The sequence below is a fragment of the Aliivibrio fischeri genome (assembly GCA_038993745.2).
Classification (GTDB): domain Bacteria; phylum Pseudomonadota; class Gammaproteobacteria; order Enterobacterales; family Vibrionaceae; genus Aliivibrio; species Aliivibrio fischeri_B.
Genome location: CP160629.1, coordinates 2,474,325 through 2,489,553, shown reverse-complemented (window position 1 = coordinate 2,489,553; position 15,229 = coordinate 2,474,325). Strand labels below are relative to the sequence as shown.

Here is a 15,229-nt window from a genome sequence, read left to right as displayed (position 1 = left end):
CTTATAAATCGTGCGTTATTTGGTGGTGAGTACTAAAGAAAAAGTAATAAATGCCAATTAGATCTGAATTTTTCAGAATTGAAATCAAACTCTACAGATTTACCTTAGGATTGCTTCACGTTATCGCTTATACTTTCTTAATTATTACTTATGATGACAAGCAACACAACTATCTAATGTGGCCTTGAAAAATCAAAGCCTCATCCCCATAAGGTAAGTATATAAAAGAAGTATTTTTCTTAGAGTAAACTCTAGGCGATTGATTCACATTTCAGATTAAACCAGATCATTAATGATCAAGAGATAAAGAGAAGCAACGGAATCATGTTTTCTAAAATTCTAACTAAAGTTATTGGTAGCCGTAATGATCGTACATTACGTAAGCTACGTAAAATCGTAGACCAAATTAATAAACTTGAACCACAATTCGAATCACTACAAGATGAAGAATTAAAAGCGAAAACAATCGAGTTCCGTGCACGTTTAGAGCAAGGTGAAGATTTAGACAGTTTACTTCCAGAAGCATTTGCTACAGTACGTGAAGCATCTAAGCGTTTATATGGTATGCGTCACTTTGATGTTCAAATGATTGGCGGTATGGTATTAAACGATAGCCAAATCGCAGAGATGCGTACAGGTGAAGGTAAAACACTAACAGCAACATTGCCATGTTATTTGAATGCATTAACTGGTAAAGGCGTTCACGTTGTTACCGTGAATGACTACTTAGCTAAGCGTGATGCTGAAACAAACCGTGAGTTATTTGAATTCTTAGGCATGACTGTTGGTGTAAACGTTCCAAACATGCCACCTCAAGAGAAGAAACAAGCTTACTTATGTGACATTCTATACGGCACAAACAACGAATTTGGTTTTGATTACCTACGTGATAATATGGCTTTCCGTGCGGAAGATCGTGTTCAACGTGAGCGTTATTTTGCAGTAGTCGATGAAGTGGATTCAATCTTAATCGATGAAGCTCGTACTCCTCTAATTATTTCTGGTCCTGCTGAAGATAGTTCTGAACTGTATATCCGTATCAACACTCTTATCCCTCAACTTGTTAAGCAAGACGAAGAAGACAGTGAAGAGTACCGTGGTGAAGGTCACTACACACTAGATGAAAAAGGCAAACAAACGCACTTAACAGAAAACGGTCAAGAGTTTGTTGAGCAACTGCTTAAAGATGCTGGCTTAATGGAAGAAGATGATACGTTGTATTCTCCTGCAAATATTAGCCTGCTTCATCATATTAATGCTGCTTTACGTGCGCATGTGTTATTTGAAAAAGACGTCGATTACATTGTAAAAGATGATGAAGTAATCATTGTTGATGAGCATACAGGTCGTACAATGCCTGGTCGTCGTTGGTCTGAAGGTTTACACCAAGCTGTTGAGGCAAAAGAAGGTGTTAAGATTCAGAACGAAAACCAAACATTGGCTTCTATTACATTCCAAAACTTCTTCCGTTTATATGACAAACTGTCAGGTATGACAGGTACTGCGGACACAGAAGCATTTGAATTCCAATCAATCTATGGTTTAGATACGGTTGTTATTCCAACTAACCGCCCAATGGCTCGTAATGACATGGGTGATTTAGTTTATATGACAGAAGCAGAAAAATTTGCGGCTATCATTGAAGACATTAAGGGCTGTTCTGAGCGTGGCCAACCGGTTCTTGTTGGTACGGTTTCGATTGAAAAATCAGAACTGCTTTCAAATGCACTGAAAAAAGCAAAAATTAAACATAACGTACTTAATGCGAAATTCCACGAACAAGAAGCCGATATCGTTGCTAATGCAGGTACAGCAAGCGCTGTCACTATCGCGACTAACATGGCTGGTCGTGGTACAGATATCGTATTAGGTGGTAGTTGGCAGGCAGATGTTGCTAAATTATCAGATCCAACAGAAGAGCAAATCCAAGCAGTAAAAGCGAAATGGAAAGAAGCACATGATGCTGTTCTTGCTTCTGGTGGTTTACATATTATCGGTACTGAGCGTCATGAATCTCGCCGTATTGATAACCAATTACGTGGTCGTGCTGGTCGTCAAGGTGATGCTGGTTCTTCTCGTTTCTACCTATCAATGGAAGATGCACTAATGCGTATCTTTGCTTCGGATCGTGTATCAGGCATGATGAAGAAGTTAGGTATGGAAGAAGGTGAAGCAATCGAACACCCATGGGTAACTAAAGCGATTGAAAATGCACAACGTAAAGTTGAAGGTCGTAACTTTGATATTCGTAAGCAACTGCTTGAATACGATGATGTAGCAAATGATCAGCGTAAAGTTGTTTATGAACTGCGTGACGAGTTAATGAATGTTGATGATATCAGCGAAATGATTGGTTACAACCGTCAAGAAGTTCTTGAAGGTCTATTTGGTCAATACATTCCACCTCAATCTTTAGAAGAAATGTGGGATGTTGAAGGACTAACGACTCGTCTACGTGCTGATTTTGATTTGGATCTTCCGCTTCAAGAGTGGCTAGATAACGATGATAAACTTCATGAAGATAACCTACGTGAAAAAATCATCGAAGCTGCTGTACAAGTTTACAAAGAAAAAGAAGAGTCTGTTGGCGAATCAGTTCTACGTAACTTTGAAAAAGCGGTTATGTTACAAACACTTGATGGCCTATGGAAAGAGCACTTAGCTGCAATGGATCACTTACGTCAAGGTATTCACTTACGTGGTTACGCTCAGAAAAACCCAAAACAAGAGTACAAGCGTGAGTCGTTTGAGTTGTTTGAAGGTTTACTTGATACGTTAAAATTTGATGTTGTTTCGATTTTAAGTAAAGTTCGAGTTCAACAGCAAGAAGATGTAGAGCGTATGGAAGAGCAACGTCGTTTACAAGCTGAAGAAGCCGCTCGACGTCAACAGCTACAACATCAAAATGCTGAAAATCAGCTAGATGATGGCGAAGGTGCAGAAGACGCTCATTCTCCAATGGTTCGTGAAGAACGTAAAGTGGGTCGTAATGAACCTTGCCCATGTGGTTCAGGTAAGAAATACAAACAATGTCACGGTAAGATCTAGTTGATACTTATTGTTCTTAATTGAAAAATAAAAGCCGCTATCATTAGCGGCTTTTTTATAAGCGTGATATGGATATAGAAAAGGTTATACATGAAACGATTACATATAGTTGCTGCAATCATTTTAAATGCAGAAAAGAACCAAGTCTTTATTACTAAGCGTCCAGATAAAGCACATAAAGGAGGCTTTTGGGAGTTTCCTGGAGGAAAAGTTGAAGCAGGAGAAAGTGCAAAACAAGCTCTGATAAGAGAGTTGAATGAAGAGGTTGGCATTAACTCAATTGAGCTTGATATATTTGAATCTTTATCTCATGACTATCCTGATAAATCGCTTTATTTTGATTTTTTTACGGTAACTCAGTTTGATAATCAACCTTATTGTAAAGAAGGCCAAGAAGGTTTATGGGTATCTATTTCCTCGCTTAAAGAGTATGAGTTTCCTGAAGCGAATGTACCTGTATTAAATAAAGTCGTAGAGCAATTTAGTTCATAATTCTCTGACTTCATATAATAGGTACAAAAAAAGCGATCATGATGATCGCTTTTTTATTTGGAATCGGTATTAGTATTGATCTTCAGACCAACCATCAGAGTCTGACATATCGGGAGCCCCCGGAATCGATTTTTCTTCATCAGCCCATTCACCAAAATCAATCATTTGGCATTTTTTACTACAAAATGGACGAAATGGGCTTTCAGCATTCCAAATAACAGCAGACTGACATGTTGGACATTTAACTGTAGTTGGTTGCTCTGTCGTTAGTTTTGTCATAGTTTCCTCAGCAGACAGCAAGCGTGAACTCGATATCTTTTTCGCAATTCTTATTTGTTTCAAAAGACATAAAGCGTAACGCAAAACGACTTTTATGCCCAGAGATCATTGGATAAACACCTTGATCAATTGGTATTTCCAGACGAAGTAAGTTGGCATTTTCCATTTCACTCTGCATGAATCCATTACGAGCGATTTGAGGCTCAAAGCGTGCTGTTTCTCTAGTTAGTCTTAACCATAAAGATAATGCATCAGAAAGAGAAAGGAGCTGTGCCATCCAATTATGCGTATTACGGCAGCGTACTTCTAATGGTAAATGTAGCCAATGATGTAGAGCTGGTAAGTCAAAACAGCAATCTCCACCAGGAATAAAGAAGCGTTGTTTTAATGCAGAAAGGAAGCGATCCTCTTTTAAAGAGTGACCTGGGCGAGTGGTTTGCATTAAGTTTTGATGTACCTGACTGATCTGTTCAAGTACAGAAAGTAGTGCTGATTGATCAACGCCTTCAATGTCCATCCAAGCTCGATATTGTAAGCGAAGCTTTTCTAGATCTTTACCTAGCTCTGCTTTTACTTGTACCTGTTCTAAGATATCAAGCATATTAAATAAAGAACTGAAAAAACTTGGTATTCAAATGGTTGTGTTAAATCAGCGGAATGCCCTAATTTACGAAATAGAGATTCTATTCGTAAATAAATTCGAGTCCTTTCATTTAAAGGGTGTTCAAATTTTTGCATACCCAATCCATTCATAGTCGTTATTCATTCTCTTTATTTATAGATGCCAGAGACAATAGCAGATATTTCTCATGTAGCAGAGATATTTTCATATCTAAGTCATTATTTTGTTGATCGTTATTAATTATATCATCCGCAGCCGCTAAACGTTCTTCTCTTGATGCTTGGGAAGCAAGAATAGCTTTAACTTGTTGATGATTTACTTTATCACGATTTACAGTGCGATTAATTTGAGTTTGCTCCAAAACATCAACAACAAGTACACGATTTGCTAAATATTGTAACTTATTCTCAACTAAAAGAGGCACTACAAGCAATGTGTATTCTGAAGTAGATAAGGCTATTTGACGTTGCATCTCTGAATGGATTAATGGATGTAATAAATCATTGAGCCACTGTTTTTCACTTGGTTCAGAAAAAATACACTCACGTAACTTAGCTCTATTTAAATGACCATCGTCCAGTAAGATCTGTGATCCAAAATGTTGCTCTATTTGGATTAATCCTTCGGTTCCTGGATTAACAACTTCACGAGCAATAATATCAGCATCAACAATATTGATGTTATAGAGTGCTTGAAAGCGATCGGCAACGGTGGTTTTTCCACTACCAATACCACCAGTAATTGCTACGACATAACTCATAGTGGCAAACCTAGAATGTGATTAAAATACCATTGGCTAATGTTTTGTCCCCATAATAGGCAAACCCAGCCAGCAATAGCTAAATAAGGACCAAAGGGAATTGCTTTATCAAACCCTTTCTTTTGAGCGGTTAGCATGATGACGCCAATGATTGCTCCGACAACAGAAGATAATAGAATGGTCAATGGCAGCTGCTGCCAACCAAGCCATGCTCCAAGAGCCGCCAGTAATTTGAAATCACCATAACCCATGCCTTCTTTGCCTGTAAGCAGCTTAAAGCCCCAGTAAATAGACCATAAAATCAAATAGCCAGCCATTGCACCAACAACAGAATCAACTAAGCTCACTGAACTCCAACCCACTAGAGCTAAGTATAGACCACTCCATAGTAGAGGTAGGGTGATTTGATCTGGCAGTAACATGGTATCAATATCGATAAAGGTTAATGCGATCAAAACTAGAGTAAATAGAATGGCAGCAATAGCAAAATATGAGAAAGGTAATAAGTACGAAACGGCAAAACACATTGCGCCTGATAGTAGTTCAATTGCAGGATATCGAAAACTGATAGGGTTACTGCATTGACGACATTTTCCTTTTAATAAAAACCAACTAATGACCGGAATGTTGTCATAGAATTTAATTTGAGTTTGACACTTTGGACAGCGAGAGCGAGGAACACTTAAGTTAAAGGTTTCTTCTTTTTCTTCACTTGTTTTTTTAGGGGCAAGATCTGGAAAGCAATCAATGCAGTCTTTTTTCCATTCCTTTTCCATCATGATGGGTAAACGATAAATTACGACATTTAAAAAACTACCAACAAGCAAACCAAATAGGGTGGCAAATAGAGGGAAAAGCCAAGGGTAATAATCAAAAACAGCCATGTAAAAGCGTCCAATATCAGTAATTAACGTATTTAGCTGATGGTATCAGAATTCATTAAAATGAAGTAGTTAAGAGTATAAACTTAACGCACTTATTACACGTTTTAGCCAATAACACTCATAAGGTTAAAGATTGGAAGATACATAGACACCACTAAACCACCAATCATGGTACCAAGAAAAACGATAATAAAAGGCTCTAGAATTTTACCTAAGTTATCTACGGTATTATCAACATCTTCCTCATAAACATGAGTAATTTTATTTAGCATGTCATCTAGCTTTCCTGATTCTTCTCCAATCATGACCATTTGCAATACCATTTCAGGAAAAACTTCGGTATGTCGCATAGCAATATAAAGGGGCATACCTGCAGCGGTGTGCTGTTGTACAGATAAGATGGCTTCTTGATAGTAAAGATTACCGGCGGTTTTACTGGTGGTTTGTAAGCTGTGTAAAATCGGCAAACCTGAGCTAAAACTGGTTGCTAAGGTACGGGAAAATTTGGCAATGGCAGCTTTAGACAGTACGGTACCAATGATGGGAATTTGTAAGCTATGACGACTCACTTTCATTCTGAAAAAGTAGGATTTCTTCTTTAATGCACTGAGCATTAGGGTAGTGAGTATAATAAGTAAAAGAATATGTAGACCATACTCTTGTAAGTTATGAGAGATATTAATCACTTGTTGGGTAAACCAAGGTAATTCAGCGCCAAAGCCTTTAAAAATATTCTCGAATTCAGGTATAACAAAAGTAAGCATTAAAATAGTTACGGTGATTGCAACTAAAAAGACCATGGTTGGATAAATCATGGCTTTGATTACTTTAGAACGCAAAGCATCACTTTTTTCCCTATACTCTGCCAAGCGAGCGAAAGCTTGAGCTAAGCTGCCAGTCTCTTCACCGGTCGCTATAAGATCGATATAAAATGAATCAAAATGAGAACAACTAGTAGAGAGGGCTTTAGATAGTTGAGTACCTGCTTCGATGGATAAGCAAACTTGATGTAAAATGGATTTCATTTCCGCTTTTGTGTTGTTTTCTGCGATGAGGTGCAGTGACTGAACAACTGGAACACCAGAGGCGAGCATGGTAGACAGTTGGCGAGTAAAGAGGGTGATGTCTTTGCGCTTAACAGCGTGCTTCATTTTTTCAAAGCTAGAAATACTACGCTTTTTAATTTTTTTAATCTGGATATTCTGCTCAGTTAATTTTGTTCTGACTTCAGCATCACTTAACGCGAGCTGTTTTCCAGACACTTTTTTCCCTGAACTGTTAATGCCACGCCATTGAAAGCTTTTTAATACGACTGCTTTGGATTTCTTTTTTGTTTTAGGCATTTGAATTATCTACTTATCTTTAAAAATAGAGCACACGGTTTAGTTCTTGTAAGCTGGTTGTGCCATCTTCTAATCGTTTAATTCCTGAGGTTTTTAGGTTATCCATACCTTGCTGAATGGCAATTTGTTCTATTTGTCTAACGGTCGCCCCCTTTAAAATGGCAACAGACAGTTCTCGGGTGAACGGCATCACTTCATAAATACCAATACGCCCTGAGTAACCATGAGTGCACTCATTGCACCCTTCTTTATTGGCTTGATAAATAATGGTCGAAGGTGAAATGTTATATTCTTCTCGCAACTCATCACTTAAATGATCTTCTTGTTTGCATAAATTACAGAGACGACGAGCCAATCGTTGGGCAATGATCAAACTAAGAGAAGAAGCTAAGTTGAAGTTTTCAATCCCCATGTTTCCTAGTCGAACGACGGTTTCTGCTGCGGAATTTGTATGTAGGGTAGAAAGAACTAAGTGTCCAGTTTGTGCGGCTTTGACAGCAATCTCAGCAGTTTCGAGATCTCGTATTTCACCTACCATGACGATATCGGGATCTTGACGTAAAAAAGATCGTAAAGCGTGAGCGAAAGTAAGGCCGATTTTTGGATTTACTTGAACTTGGTTGATCCCATTTAAGTTAATCTCAACTGGATCTTCCGCTGTTGAAATGTTTTGTTCCGTGGTGTTGAGGATATTAAGACCAGTATAAAGAGAGACGGTTTTCCCACTACCTGTAGGACCTGTCATTAATATCATGCCTTGAGGGCGTTTTAGGGCTTCTAAATATAGGTTTTTTTGTTGATCGCTGTAACCTAATTTATCGATATTTAAATTAGCAGCACTGCTGTCTAATAAACGCAGTACGATCTTTTCACCCCATAAGGTTGGCAGTGAAGAAACACGCATATCAATCGAAGTGGTACTGTTTAATTTGAGTTTGATACGCCCATCTTGTGGTAGACGACGTTCTGCAATGTCTAATTTTGCCATGATTTTGAGACGAGCAGATAAACGACGGCTTAAGTGAGCGGATGGACGATTGTTTTCCACTAAGATTCCATCGCAGCGAAAACGCACACGATAGTTATCTTCATAGGGTTCAAAGTGAATATCCGACACTCCTTTACGAACCGCTTCTAATAAAATTTGGTTAATAAAGCGAGTGACGGGCGCATCGTCTTGACTGAGATCTTCTGTAGCACTTATCTCATCAAGTGAAACGTCAACCAGTGAGGCTAACTCATCTTGGGTTATCTCTTTATGTTGGTTATCATTTGCAGACAATCCCGCACCGTAGACTCGTCGAATAGCGGCTTGGATTTGTCCTTGATCCGCAAGTACTAATTCAATTTGTTTTCCGCTGGTAAAACGAAAATCATCTTCTATTTGAGCAATACTTGGATCAGCCACGGCGAGACGAATCGTGCAACTGTCGTGACTTACTGGAAGAGCTTGATAACGGGTAATTAGATCGCGCAGTCCCAGCTTTTGACAAGTAGCAGCATAATCAAATTGAGTTACGTTGATTACCTCAAGCCCAAAGATTTGAGCGAGGTGACTTACGAGTTCATCAGGGGTAAATATCCCTTGAGCTAAAAGAGCAGAAGGCACGGTGTGCGTTTCTGCTTGGACTAACTCTATGATACTACTTTCTTGCGTCGCACTGATTAACTCAGCTTGACGCAAGATAGAGGCGAGGTTGGTGTGCATTTATTATGAGCAGCCCGTTATTTCTATATTGGAATGTTCAGAGTTTGTACATGTCCAAATCCCATCATCACTTCTGCTTAAAGTTATATGACTACCGTTACCTGCACCTTTAGTAATACTTGCTTTGATTGTGCCTGAAGCATCACTCGCAGTAGAATCAAGTTCAATCGTTCCGATATTAAATGCAGCAGAAGTTCCAGCAGGGAAATTTCCAGTTGTTGCTATAACATCTTCTACATTAGTTTTTAAAGCACTTGCTGATGCTAAAGCTGCACCTAACGCCCCTTTTTTTACATAATTCTGATATTGAGGAATCGCAATCGCTGACAACACACCAATTACGGCAACTACAATCATTAACTCAATTAGGGTAAAACCTTTCTGTCCTTGACGCTTTTTCATTTTTCTCTCCAAGATGAATCGGGTGATTCATGTTTTATTTGATGCGTAAAATAATAAAACGAATAGAGAGATATGGTAGGGAGAAAAGAGAGGCTTTCGAGTGAGTAATAAATTTATACTGTGATAAATGTAAATATCAAAATCAAATACGATTCACTTCAAGAAGTCATAAATTAAACCTTGTTGCTGATCGCAAGTCTTAATTTAGATACGCCTGTTTAACTTGTTAGGTGAGCTGTTGATTATGTGAATAGTATCAAAGATATAAGAGAGTCTTTGTGTACTAAAAATAAAAAAGCCAGCAAATTTGCTGGCTTTCTGTTTATCGATAATTCTACGATTTATTTAAAACGCATCGATAAATCCATGGCTTTAAGGTGCTTGGTTAATGCGCCAACAGAGATGTAATCAACGCCTGTTTCTGCATATTCAGCAATAGTATCTAAAGTCACGTTACCCGAGTTTTCTAGTGCGGCACGACCAGCGTTAATTTTTACTGCTTCACGCATCATGTCTGTTGTGAAGTTATCTAGCATAATAATGTCAGCACCTGCATCAATCGCCTGCTGTAGCTCTTCTAGACTTTCAGTTTCAACTTCTACTGGTTTACCAGGGTTAAGCTCTTTTGCGGTTGAGATGGCTTTTTCTATGCCGCCACACGCAATGATATGGTTTTCTTTAATTAGGTAAGCATCGAACACGCCAATACGGTGATTGAAACCACCGCCACACGCTACGGCATATTTTAATGCACTGCGCAAACCTGGAATGGTTTTACGAGTATCAAGTAGACGACAGTTAGTGTGTGCAATTTTTTCAGCGTAGGTTGCTGTTACTGTTGAGCAACCAGATAGCGTTTGAATAAAGTTCATTGCATTTCGCTCACCAGTTAATAGTGTGCGAGCAGGTCCTGTTAAGGTACATAGCGTTTGGTTTGGTTCAACTTTATCGCCATCTTTAACATGCCATTCAATGCTTACTGTGCCACCCAGTTGTTTGAACACTTCATCAGCCCACATTTGGCCACAGAAAACACCATGCTCACGAGTAATAATCGTTGCAACAGATTGCGTGTCTTCAGCAATTAGGCTAGCTGTGATGTCTGTACTTACATCTAATGTACCGCCTAAATCTTCACGTAGGGTATCTGCAACGGCACGAGTAATTTCAGTAGGAAGTTGCTGTTGTAAATATTCAAGACGAGATGCGCTGTCGTGAGTTTTGATCATGATGAAGTCCATTGAATTATTTGAAATATGTTTATGGCAATAATAATACTCGCGCTAGAGTAGAATTTCATCATAAGATACTCAAAGTTACTTCAATTTACGCAGGAATGAACATGAAATTTACTTTATCAGCAGATCACTGGCTAAACGAAGCAAAACATGTTGCCTCTCCTTTTTATGATGAGCGCTCTGATGAAGATGATATTTCATTGCTCGTTGTACACAATATTAGCTTACCACCGGGGCAATTTGGTGGTCCTTATATAGAGCAATTATTTACCGGTAAGCTTGATCCAAATGAACATCCTTTCTTTAAAGTCATTCATCAATTTAAAGTATCTGCACATTGCCTAATTCGCCGCGATGGAAGTGTTATTCAGTTTGTTCCTTTTAATGCAAGAGCTTGGCATGCAGGTGTTTCTTCGTTCGCTGGACGTGAACGATGTAACGATTACAGTATCGGAATTGAGTTAGAAGGAACGGATTTTACGGCTTATACTCAAAAACAATATGAAGCCTTAGCGGTTGTAACAAACGTGCTACAAGCCGCTTACCCCAAATAGTTAATGAACGAATTACGGGGCATCAATATATTGCACCATTGCGAAAGACAGATCCCGGCCTTTCATTTGATTGGAAAAAATACCATAAGTTAAGGAAATAAAAGGATTTACTTTAAAGTAGAGAATTTTGTTTTTCTTATTTATGACACGCTTTGTTAACTGAAATCTTCAAATTGGTCTTACCAATTATTATTAGCGCGTACAGTGAATGTTAACTAAATGTATGCGCTAATCCCTTTCTATGATTCAAATCAATTTTTATCTAGACAGTATCCCTTTTTTCATGATAACTTTTGCATCAAATAAAATTGGTAATACCAATTATTAAAGTGACGAATGACTCACGGAAATGTGGGAAGTAATCAACTTAAATTAGGTTGAGCTACGATGACATATCAAAGGATACGCCAGCCAAAACTGTCCGATGTAATCGAACAAGAGTTAGAAAGGCTGATATTAGAAGGAATCCTTTCTCCTGGCCAGAAGTTACCGGCAGAAAGAGAGTTAGCAAAACAGTTTGATGTTTCTCGGCCGTCAGTTCGAGAGGCGATACAACGTTTAGAAGCGAAGCATTTATTGACTCGGCGTCAAGGGGGCGGAACCTTTGTAAATAAAGGGTTATGGCAAAGTTTTTCTGAGCCTTTGTTGGATTTATTAGCCACTCACCCTGAAACGCAATTTGATTTACTTGAGTCACGCCACGCATTAGAAGGTATTTCAGCCTACTATGCCGCTTTACGTGGTAACGAAGAAGATTTTAAACGGATCAAAGAGTCACATCGTTTGATCCAACAAGCACAAAAAAATGGTGATCTTGAAGCGGAAGCTTCTGCGGTTATGCACTATCTTATAACAGTAACCGAATCAGCACATAATGTGGTGCTGCTCCATATGGTTCGTAGTCTGGAACCTTTGCTTGAACAAAACGTATTACAAAATTTTACCTTATTAAATCGTCGAGAATCGGTGGTGGAGAAGGTAAGAGAGCACAGAGCTGAAATTGTAGAAGCCATCGTGTCAGGTAAGCCTGAAGAAGCACGTTTAGCCTCACACTCTCATCTCGCTTATATTGAAGAAACGTTGCTGGAATTGACCAAAGAGGAATCACGACGTGAATGTTCACTTCGTCGAATTCAGCAAAATAACGATATGAATTAAGTAAAAGAATATCGTTGATACCCTATTTGAACCAACAAATAAAAGGATAGCTCGCATGTCTGACATGAAGCATGACGTTGATGCACTAGAAACTCAGGATTGGTTAGAAGCTCTTGAGTCTGTTGTACGTGAAGAAGGTGTTGAACGCGCCCAGTATCTATTAGAGCAAGTTCTTGATAAAGCTCGTTTAGATGGCGTTGATATGCCAACAGGTATTAATACCAACTACATCAATACCATCCCTGCGGCACAAGAGCCTGCTTACCCAGGTGATGTTACTCTTGAACGTCGTATCCGTTCAATTATTCGTTGGAACGCAATCATGATCGTTCTACGTGCTTCGAAGAAAGATTTGGATCTAGGTGGCCACATGGCTTCTTACCAATCTGCAGCTGCATTCTACGAAGTATGTTTCAACCATTTCTTCCGTGCTCCTAATGAGACAGATGGCGGTGATTTAGTTTACTACCAAGGTCATATCTCTCCAGGTATCTACTCTCGTGCATTCGTTGAAGGCCGTCTAACTGAAGAGCAGCTAGATAACTTCCGTCAAGAAGTTGATGGCAAAGGTATTCCTTCATACCCGCACCCTAAACTAATGCCTGAATTCTGGCAGTTCCCTACAGTATCTATGGGTCTTGGTCCAATTTCTGCTATCTACCAAGCACGTTTCCTTAAGTACCTTGAAGGTCGTGGTCTTAAAGATACTTCAGCTCAACGTGTATACGCTTTCCTAGGCGACGGTGAGATGGATGAGCCAGAATCACGCGGTGCGATTTCTTTCGCTGCACGTGAAAAACTAGATAACCTATGTTTCCTAATCAACTGTAACCTACAGCGTCTAGATGGCCCTGTTATGGGTAACGGTAAGATCATTCAAGAACTTGAAGGTCTATTCAAAGGTGCTGGTTGGAACGTTGTTAAGGTTATCTGGGGCAACAACTGGGATGCTCTATTAGCTAAAGATACATCAGGTAAGCTTCTTCAGCTTATGAATGAAACTATCGATGGCGATTACCAAACATTTAAATCTAAAGATGGCGCATACGTACGTGAGCACTTCTTTGGTAAGTACCCTGAAACAGCTGCACTAGTTGCAGATATGACTGATGACCAAATCTTCGAATTGAAGCGTGGTGGTCACGACTCTTCTAAACTGTTTGCTGCATTTAACAATGCAAAAGAAACAGGTGGTAAGCCAACAGTAATCCTAGCTAAAACAGTTAAAGGTTACGGCATGGGTGATGCTGCAGAAGGCAAAAACATCGCACACGGTGTTAAGAAAATGGACATGACTCACGTACAATACCTACGTGATCGTCTAGGTCTACAAGACATTCTTTCTGACGAGAAAGTAGCTGAACTACCTTACTTGAAACTGGAAGAAGGTTCTGCTGAATACGAATACCTACACGCTCGTCGTAAAGCGCTACAAGGTTACACGCCTCAGCGTCTACCTAAATTTACTCAAGAATTCAAAGTTCCTGAGCTTGAAGAATTTGCTCCTCTACTAGGTGAGCAAAAGCGTGACATCTCTACAACGATGGCTTACGTTCGTACGTTAAACATCCTACTTAAAAATAAGAACATCGGTAAAAACATTGTTCCTATTATTTGTGATGAAGCTCGTACATTCGGTATGGAAGGTCTGTTCCGTCAGATTGGTATCTATAACCCACACGGTCAAGAATATACTCCTGAAGATAAAGGCATTGTTTCTTACTACAAAGAAGCAACGTCAGGTCAAGTTCTTCAAGAAGGTATCAACGAATTAGGTTCAATGGCATCTTGGGTTGCTGCTGCGACTTCTTACAGCACAAACGATCTACCAATGATCCCATTCTACATCTACTACTCAATGTTCGGTTTCCAACGTATTGGTGACATGGCATGGTTAGCAGGTGACCAACAAGCTCGTGGTTTCTTATTAGGTGCAACGGCTGGTCGTACAACGCTAAATGGTGAAGGTCTACAACACGAAGACGGTCATTCACACATCATGGCAAACACAGTTCCTAACTGTATCTCTTACGACCCAACGTTTGCTTACGAGCTAGCGGTAATCATGCAAGACGGTATCCGTCGTATGTATGGTGAGAACCAAGAGAACATTTACTACTACCTAACAGTAATGAATGAAAACTACGCAATGCCAGCAATGCCAGAAGGCGCTGAAGAAGGCATCCGTAAAGGTATCTACAAGCTTGAATCTCACGCTGGTGCTAAAGGTAAAGTTCAGCTAATGAGCTCTGGTACTATCATGAATGAAGTGCGTAAAGCAGCACAAATTCTAAGTGAAGAGTACGGCGTAGCATCTGATATCTTCTCTGTAACGTCTTTCAACGAGCTAACTCGTGATGGTCAAGATGCAGAGCGTTACAACATGCTACACCCAGAAGCAGAAGCGAAAGTACCGTACATCACAACCGTTCTTGGTAACGAACCAGCAATCGCTGCGACTGATTACATGAAGAACTACGCTGAACAAGTGCGTGCGTACATGCCAACTGAATCTTATAAAGTACTTGGTACTGATGGTTTTGGTCGTTCAGACAGCCGTGAGAACCTACGTCGTCACTTCGAAGTTAACGCAGGCTACGTAGTTGTTGCTGCTCTAACTGAATTAGTGAAACGTGGTGATATTGAGAAATCTGTTGTTACAGAAGCAATTGCTAAATTCAATATCGATACAGAAAAAACTAACCCGCAATACGCATAAGACTTCCATTAATTAAGGAAAC

The 15,229-nt window shown here is 39.4% G+C and carries 11 protein-coding genes and 2 pseudogenes; 5 read left to right on the top strand and 8 right to left on the bottom strand.

The window, feature by feature from the left end; translation table 11 throughout:
• Positions 1–324: 324 nt before the first annotated feature.
• Together secA and mutT are read left to right on the top strand one after the other, a co-directional pair.
• Entirely contained in the window at positions 325–3,048 is a 2,724-nt protein-coding gene (secA, locus tag AAFX60_011930; GenBank protein XDF77358.1) for a preprotein translocase subunit SecA, read from the top strand.
• 90 nt (positions 3,049–3,138) lie between these two features.
• Entirely contained in the window at positions 3,139–3,540 is a 402-nt protein-coding gene (mutT, locus tag AAFX60_011925) for an 8-oxo-dGTP diphosphatase MutT (GenBank protein XDF77357.1), read from the top strand.
• Positions 3,541–3,609: 69 nt separating this feature from the next.
• Here mutT and yacG read toward each other — a convergent pair whose 3' ends face one another.
• From yacG to nadC, 8 genes and pseudogenes are all read right to left on the bottom strand, one after another.
• A complete protein-coding gene (gene yacG, locus AAFX60_011920) occupies positions 3,610–3,819 on the bottom strand; it encodes a DNA gyrase inhibitor YacG (protein ID XDF77356.1) in 210 nt (69 codons plus the stop codon).
• 7 nt (positions 3,820–3,826) lie between these two features.
• Positions 3,827–4,572 (bottom strand): annotated as a pseudogene (zapD, locus tag AAFX60_011915) (cell division protein ZapD).
• 5 nt (positions 4,573–4,577) lie between these two features.
• Positions 4,578–5,201 carry a dephospho-CoA kinase gene (gene coaE, locus AAFX60_011910; protein ID XDF77355.1) on the bottom strand — a complete coding sequence of 208 codons (624 nt, stop codon included), beginning with the start codon at positions 5,199–5,201 and terminating at the stop codon, positions 4,578–4,580.
• Positions 5,198–6,085, bottom strand: coding sequence for an A24 family peptidase (locus tag AAFX60_011905; GenBank protein XDF77354.1), 888 nt, complete (start codon positions 6,083–6,085; stop codon positions 5,198–5,200). Before AAFX60_011905 ends, coaE begins: the two co-directional genes overlap by 4 nt.
• A 104-nt stretch (positions 6,086–6,189) precedes the next feature.
• The gene (locus AAFX60_011900) at positions 6,190–7,428 is read right to left on the bottom strand and encodes a type II secretion system F family protein (GenBank protein ID XDF77353.1); all 1,239 of its coding nucleotides are present in this window, start codon (positions 7,426–7,428) and stop codon (positions 6,190–6,192) included.
• Between the two features lie 19 nt (positions 7,429–7,447).
• Positions 7,448–9,136 carry a type IV-A pilus assembly ATPase PilB gene (pilB, locus tag AAFX60_011895; GenBank protein ID XDF77352.1) on the bottom strand — a complete coding sequence of 563 codons (1,689 nt, stop codon included), beginning with the start codon at positions 9,134–9,136 and terminating at the stop codon, positions 7,448–7,450.
• A 3-nt stretch (positions 9,137–9,139) separates the two neighbouring features.
• On the bottom strand, positions 9,140–9,538 hold the full coding sequence (locus AAFX60_011890) for a pilin (protein XDF77351.1): 399 nt from the start codon (positions 9,536–9,538) through the stop codon (positions 9,140–9,142).
• A gap of 341 nt (positions 9,539–9,879) precedes the next feature.
• A complete protein-coding gene (gene nadC / locus AAFX60_011885) occupies positions 9,880–10,767 on the bottom strand; it encodes a carboxylating nicotinate-nucleotide diphosphorylase (protein XDF77350.1) in 888 nt (295 codons plus the stop codon).
• A gap of 113 nt (positions 10,768–10,880) precedes the next feature.
• Here nadC and ampD point away from each other — a divergent pair.
• From ampD to aceE, 3 genes and pseudogenes are all read left to right on the top strand, one after another.
• Positions 10,881–11,431: pseudogene (gene ampD / locus AAFX60_011880) on the top strand (1,6-anhydro-N-acetylmuramyl-L-alanine amidase AmpD).
• Positions 11,432–11,717: 286 nt separating this feature from the next.
• Complete coding sequence (pdhR, locus tag AAFX60_011875) at positions 11,718–12,488, top strand: pyruvate dehydrogenase complex transcriptional repressor PdhR (protein XDF77349.1); 771 nt, start codon at positions 11,718–11,720, stop codon at positions 12,486–12,488.
• Positions 12,489–12,543: 55 nt separating this feature from the next.
• On the top strand, positions 12,544–15,207 hold the full coding sequence (gene aceE / locus AAFX60_011870) for a pyruvate dehydrogenase (acetyl-transferring), homodimeric type (protein ID XDF77348.1): 2,664 nt from the start codon (positions 12,544–12,546) through the stop codon (positions 15,205–15,207).
• Positions 15,208–15,229 lie beyond the last annotated feature (22 nt).

Excerpts from the sequence above, each read along its gene's own strand:
- pdhR (XDF77349.1), top strand. The coding sequence starts at position 11,718 with ATGACATATCAAAGGATACGCCAGCCAAAACTGTCCGATGTAATCGAA.
- pilB (XDF77352.1), bottom strand. The coding sequence starts at position 9,136 with ATGCACACCAACCTCGCCTCTATCTTGCGTCAAGCTGAGTTAATCAGT.
- aceE (XDF77348.1), top strand. The coding sequence starts at position 12,544 with ATGTCTGACATGAAGCATGACGTTGATGCACTAGAAACTCAGGATTGG.
- nadC (XDF77350.1), bottom strand. The coding sequence starts at position 10,767 with ATGATCAAAACTCACGACAGCGCATCTCGTCTTGAATATTTACAACAG.
- yacG (XDF77356.1), bottom strand. The coding sequence starts at position 3,819 with ATGACAAAACTAACGACAGAGCAACCAACTACAGTTAAATGTCCAACA.
- secA (XDF77358.1), top strand. The coding sequence starts at position 325 with ATGTTTTCTAAAATTCTAACTAAAGTTATTGGTAGCCGTAATGATCGT.
- mutT (XDF77357.1), top strand. The coding sequence starts at position 3,139 with ATGAAACGATTACATATAGTTGCTGCAATCATTTTAAATGCAGAAAAG.
- AAFX60_011905 (XDF77354.1), bottom strand. The coding sequence starts at position 6,085 with ATGGCTGTTTTTGATTATTACCCTTGGCTTTTCCCTCTATTTGCCACC.
- coaE (XDF77355.1), bottom strand. The coding sequence starts at position 5,201 with ATGAGTTATGTCGTAGCAATTACTGGTGGTATTGGTAGTGGAAAAACC.
- AAFX60_011900 (XDF77353.1), bottom strand. The coding sequence starts at position 7,428 with ATGCCTAAAACAAAAAAGAAATCCAAAGCAGTCGTATTAAAAAGCTTT.
- AAFX60_011890 (XDF77351.1), bottom strand. The coding sequence starts at position 9,538 with ATGAAAAAGCGTCAAGGACAGAAAGGTTTTACCCTAATTGAGTTAATG.